This is a genomic window from uncultured Azohydromonas sp. (assembly GCF_937926365.1).
Taxonomy (GTDB): domain Bacteria; phylum Pseudomonadota; class Gammaproteobacteria; order Burkholderiales; family Burkholderiaceae_C; genus Azohydromonas.
The window spans coordinates 1-5,801 of the sequence record NZ_CALAOH010000181.1 but is presented as its reverse complement, the minus strand read 5'-3'; the positions used below and the strand labels follow the sequence as shown (position 1 = coordinate 5,801).

At 70.2% G+C, this 5,801-nt stretch carries 3 protein-coding genes and 1 pseudogene; all 4 read right to left on the bottom strand.

Annotated features, from left to right (window positions below):
• Positions 1 to 115 (bottom strand): annotated as a pseudogene (locus Q0741_RS19755) (electron transfer flavoprotein subunit beta/FixA family protein); the annotation flags it as partial.
• A 77-nt stretch (positions 116 to 192) separates the two neighbouring features.
• Positions 193 to 2,193, bottom strand: coding sequence for an acetyl/propionyl/methylcrotonyl-CoA carboxylase subunit alpha (locus Q0741_RS19750; RefSeq protein ID WP_298234905.1), 2,001 nt, complete (start codon positions 2,191 to 2,193; stop codon positions 193 to 195).
• Positions 2,194 to 2,213: 20 nt separating this feature from the next.
• Positions 2,214 to 3,821, bottom strand: coding sequence for a carboxyl transferase domain-containing protein (locus Q0741_RS19745; protein ID WP_298234904.1), 1,608 nt, complete (start codon positions 3,819 to 3,821; stop codon positions 2,214 to 2,216).
• A gap of 401 nt (positions 3,822 to 4,222) precedes the next feature.
• Positions 4,223 to 5,584, bottom strand: coding sequence for an NAD(P)/FAD-dependent oxidoreductase (locus Q0741_RS19740; RefSeq protein WP_298234903.1), 1,362 nt, complete (start codon positions 5,582 to 5,584; stop codon positions 4,223 to 4,225).
• Positions 5,585 to 5,801: the final 217 nt, after the last annotated feature.

The following is a 5,801-nucleotide window of genomic DNA, read 5'->3' as shown; positions in this document are numbered from 1 at the left end:
CGAAGGGGTTCATGCTCATCTTCACGCCGGCGAGGTCCATGCCCGAGCCGTCGCTCTTCACGCGGACCTTGACGTTGTAGTCCACCACCCGTTTCACGGGCACCAGAATCTTCATCGCTTGTCTCCTTGATGGTGTCGAACACTTGGCTGTTCATCGGCTCGGCCCGGCCCGAGCGATGCGCAGCGCTGGCATCACTCGGCCTTTTCGAATTCCAGCAGCTCGGAGCCGTCGGCCACCTGGTCGCCCGGCGCGAAGCGGAAGGCTTTCACTACGCCCTTGCGCGGCGCGCTGATGGTGTGCTCCATCTTCATGGCCTCCAGCACCAGCAGCGGCGCGCCCTTCTCGACCGCGGCGCCGGGCTGCGCGATCAGCGCGATCACCTTGCCGGGCATGGGCGCGCGCAAGCCGCCCTCGGCTTCCTCGCCTTCCCCGCCCACGTGCAGCCGGTCCACCATCGCCAGCGGCCAGGAGCGGCCTTCGAAGAACACCTGGCGCCGCTCGCCGGCGGCCACCACCGCGGCCCGCAGCCGCCGCTCGCCGAGTTGCGCCATCAACTCGCTGTCTGCTCCCAGCGTGCCTCGGGCGAAGACGCGCTGCCCCGCCAGGTTGAACTCGTAGCCGCCGGGCACGACCGACACGGCGACGTCCTGCACCGCCTCGCCCAGGCGCAGCGAGAGCTGGCGCACGGCGCTGCCGTTGAGCCGCCAACCGTCCAGCAGCCGCCACGGCGAGCCCGCATCCGGCGCGCTGGCCGCGGCCTTCTGCGCCAGGCGCTGCTCGCGCAGCAGTTCCGCCAGCGCGGCGAGCAGCCACACGTCGGCCGGCACGTCGCCCGCGGCCGGGAACAGCAAGGCTTGCTCGCGCTCGATCAGCCCGGTGTCCAGGTCGGCATGGGCGAACGAGGGCACGGCCACCAAGCGCGACAGGAACTCCACGTTGTTCTGCACGCCCACCACCCGGTACGCACTGAGCGCCTGGCGCATGCGTGACAGCGCCTGGCGGCGGTCCGCCCCCCACACGATGAGCTTGGCGATCATCGGGTCGTAGTGCGGCGTGATCTCGTCGCCCTGCTCCACGCCGGTGTCCACGCGCACGTGGTCGCTCTCGGGCGGCGGCGCCAGGTGCACCAGGCGGCCGGTGGAGGGCAGGAAGCCGCGGTCCGGGTCCTCGGCGTAGATGCGCGCCTCCAGCGCGTGGCCGTCGATGGACAACTGCTCCTGCCTGAGAGGCAGCGGCTCGCCGGAAGCGACGCGCAGCTGCCACTCCACCAGGTCCAGCCCCGTGATCATCTCGGTGACGGGGTGCTCGACCTGCAGCCGGGTGTTCATCTCCATGAAGTAGAACGAGCCGTCCTGGTTGGCAATGAATTCCACCGTGCCGGCGCCGACGTAGCCCACGGCCTTGGCCGCGTCCACGGCGGCCTTGCCCATGGCGGCGCGGCGCTCCGGCGTCATGCCCGGCGCGGGCGCCTCTTCCAGCACCTTCTGGTGGCGGCGCTGCACCGAGCAGTCGCGCTCGAACAGGTACACGCAGTGGCCGTGCTTGTCGCCGAAGACCTGGATCTCGATATGCCGCGGCTTGAGCACGTACTTCTCGACCAGCACGTGGTCGTTGCCGAAGGCATTGATCGCCTCGCGCTTGCACGAGGCGAGCGCGGCCTCGAAGTCCGCCGCGCGGTCCACGCGGCGCATGCCCTTGCCGCCGCCGCCGGCGCTGGCCTTGATCAGCACCGGATAGCCGATGCGCTCGGCCTGCCCCGCCAGGAATGCAGGCTCCTGGTTGTCGCCGTGGTAGCCGGGCGTGAGCGGCACGCCGGCCTTCTCCATCAGCGCCTTGGCGGCGGATTTGCTGCCCATGGCGCGGATGGCGGACGCGGGCGGGCCGATGAAGGCGATGCCGGCGGCCTCGCAGGCCTCGGCGAAATCCTCGTTCTCGGACAGGAAGCCGTAGCCCGGGTGGATGGCCTGGGCGCCGGTCTGCTTCGCCGCCTCCAGGATGCGCTCGCCCAGCAGGTACGACTCGCGCACGGGCGCCGGGCCGATCAGCACGGCCTCGTCGGCCAGGCGCACGTGGCGGGCGTTGGCATCCGCCTCGGAATACACGGCCACCGTGGCGATGCCCAGGCGGCGCGCCGTCTTGATGACGCGGCAGGCGATCTCGCCCCGGTTGGCGATCAGGATCTTGTTGAACATGCGTGTCTCCTCTGCCGGCCTTACATGCGGAAGACGCCGAACTTGGTCGGCTGGATGGGCGCGTTGAGCGTGGCCGCCAGCGACAGGCCCAGCACGCGGCGCGTCTGCGCCGGGTCCACCACGCCGTCGTCCCACAGCCGGGCCGTGGCGTAGTACGGATGCCCCTGCTCCTCGTACTGCGCGCGGATGGGCGCCTTGAACGCGTCCTCTTCCTGCGCGCTCCAGGCGCCGCCCTTGGCCTCGATACCCTCGCGCCGCACCGTCGCCAGCACCGATGCGGCCTGCTCGCCGCCCATGACGCTGATGCGCGCGTTGGGCCACATCCACAGGAAGCGCGGCGAGTAGGCCCGGCCGCACATGCCGTAGTTGCCCGCGCCGAAGGAGCCGCCGATGAGCATCGTGATCTTGGGCACCTGGGCGGTCGCCACGGCCGTGACCATCTTGGCTCCGTCCTTGGCGATGCCGCCGTTCTCGTACTTGCGGCCCACCATGAAGCCGGTGATGTTCTGCAGGAACAGCAGCGGGATGCCGCGCTGCGAGCACAGCTCGATGAAGTGCGCGCCCTTCTGCGCCGACTCGCCGAACAGGATGCCGTTGTTGGCCACGATGCCCACCGGCATGCCGTACAGGCGCGCGAAGCCGGTGACGAGCGTGGCGCCATAGCGGGCCTTGAACTCGTCGAAGCGCGAGCCGTCCACCACGCGCGCGATGACCTCGCGCACGTCGTAGGGCTTGCGCGTGTCCTGCGGGATCACGCCGTAAAGCTCCGCGGGGTCGTACAGCGGCTCCTCGCTGGGCTCCAGCGTGACGGTCGAAGGTTGACGGCGATTGAAGTTGGCGACGATGCGCCGCGCGATGAAGAGTGCGTGCGCATCGTTCTCCGCCAGGTGGTCCGCCACGCCGGAGATGCGCGTGTGCACGTCGCCGCCGCCCAGGTCCTCGGCGCTGACCACCTCGCCGGTGGCGGCCTTCACCAGCGGCGGGCCGCCCAGGAAGATCGTGCCCTGGTTGCGCACGATCACGGTTTCGTCGCTCATCGCCGGCACGTAGGCGCCGCCGGCCGTGCACGAGCCCATCACCACCGCGATCTGCGCGATGCCCTGCGCCGACATGTTGGCCTGGTTGAAGAAGATGCGGCCGAAGTGGTCGCGGTCCGGGAACACCTCGTCCTGCTTGGGCAGGAAGGCGCCGCCCGAGTCCACCAGGTAGATGCACGGCAGATGGTTCGCCTGCGCGATTTCCTGCGCGCGCAGGTGCTTCTTGACCGTCATCGGGTAGTAGGTGCCGCCCTTCACCGTGGCGTCGTTGGCCACGATCATGCAGTCCACGCCCTGCACCCGGCCGATGCCGGCGATGACGCCGGCTGCCGGCGCGTCGCCGCCGTACATGCCGTAGGCCGCAAGCTGGCCGATCTCCAGGAACGGCGCGCCCGGGTCCAGCAGTTGCGCCACGCGGTCGCGCGGCAGCAGTTTTCCTCGCGCCGTGTGCTTGGCGCGCGCCGCTTCGCCGCCGCCCTGGGCGCTCTCGGCCACCTTGGCGCGCAGGTCGTGCACCAGCGTGTGCATGGCGTCGGCGTTGGCGCGGAATTCGGCGGAGCGCGGGTCGATCCGCGTCTTGAGTGCTTGCATGTCGTCTCGCTCGTGTCGTGGGGGCCCTTCAGGCCAGGCTCGGCGGCGGTGCCCGGTTCGTGGACTGGCGTCCTCTCGCGGCTTCGATTCGTCGCCTAGCGTAGGTGCCGGCGCGGTACGGTGGCGGCCAGGAAGGTTGCAAATCGCGCCACCATGACGAATCGGGCATGCTTGGCAACCGGGTGTCCATCAGGCCTGCACGGGGGAGCGTGCCTTGGTGCTCTTCAAGAGGTCGGCTCGGGGGCGGCCATGGGAGGCGCGCCAGGAAGAATGATCACCACAAATCGCGCCAGGAAGATGTTGTTCAGACGGGGCGTTGCAGGCACGCGCGACACTTCAGCGCACGGCGTGTTGCACGGCCACACACCGCGGCTTCGCGGCGCTTCGATCCCGTTCTTCGCTCAGTGCAGCTTCACCCGCGGCACCGTGCGCCGCGCGATGAAGCGGGCCGCGGTGCCCAGTGAAGTCTTCCAGGGGCCGTGGAGCGCCAGCTCATGCAGCTTGTAGAGCGACTGGTACATCCAGCGTGCGAACAGCCCTTCGATCCACATGTTGCCGCCCACCAGGGAGCCCATGAGATTGCCCACGGTGGAGTACTTGCCCAGCGACACCAGCGACCCGAAGTCGCGGTAGTGCCAGGGCTGCAGCGGTTGAGCGCGCAGCCGGCGCCGGATCTGCTTGACGAGGTGCGAGGCCTGCTGGTGGGCCACCTGCGCACGCGGCGGCACCGTGCCCTCGCGGCCCAGCCAGGGCGCCGCCGCGCAATCGCCGATGGCGAAGACGTTTTCGTCCAGCGTCGTCTGCAAGGTAGGGTGCACGACGAGCTGGTTGATGCGGTTGGTTTCCAGCCCGTCGAGCCGGGCCAGGAAGTCCGGCGCCTTGACACCCGCGGCCCAGACCACCAGCTCGGCGGGAATGGTCTCGCCGCTGGCGAGTTGCACGCCGGTGGCCGTCACCGCCGTGACCTTGGCATTGGTGCGCACGCGCACGTGGAGCTTCTCCAACAGCTGCCGCGCCGAGGCCGACATGCGCTCGGGCAGCGCTCCCAGGATGCGCGGACCGGCCTCGATGACGTTGATGCGGATGTCGCGCTCGGGGTCGATGCGGTCCAGGCCGTAGGACACCAGCGTGCGTGTCGTTTGGTGCAGCTCCGCCGCCAGTTCCACCCCGGTGGCGCCGGCGCCGATGATGGCCACCTGCAACTGCTCTGGCCTCAGCGGTGCGCTCTGCGCATGCGCCCGCAGGCAGGCGTTGACCAGGCGACGGTGGAAGCGCTCGGCCTGCGCCGGCGTCTCCAGCAGGATGGCGTGCTCCTGCACGCCCGGCGTGCCGAAGTCGTTGTTGAGGCTGCCCACCGCGATCACCAGCGTGTCGTAGGCAAAGACGCGCTGCGCGGCGACCTGCTCGCCCTCGTCCGGGTCGATGTACGGCGCGACGTGCACCTCGCGCCGCGTGCGATCCAGGCCCGTCATCTCGCCGAGGCGGTACCGGAAGCAATGCCAGTGCGACTGCGCCATGTAGTCCACGGCGTGGGTGTGCAGGTCCACGGTGCCGGCGGCGATCTCGTGCAGGTGCGGCTTCCAGAAGTGGGTGCGCGCCTTCTCGATCAGCGTGACCTGCGCCAGCCCGCGCCGGCCCAGCGTGTCGCCCAAGCGCGTCGCCAGTTCCAACCCGCCGGCCCCACCGCCCACGACGACGATGCGGTGCTGGTGGGGTGACCGGCTGTCCTGCTGCTCACCCCTGGGAGAGGTTGCCGTGTCCATGGTGTTGCTCCGGTTGCCAGGGCTGCCGTGGGATCGCCACCGCCGCCCTGGCCTGCCCCACGTGCCGGGCGGCCAATGACTCGTTGCGCTGGCACTGAAGGGCCTGGCCCTGGCCTTCAGCACCAGGCCCGGCGGCCGCTCAGGATTCGCGCTGCGCCGCCGCCACGTCCGCCACGGCCAGGGCCGTCATGTTGATGACGCGGCGCACGGTGGCCGA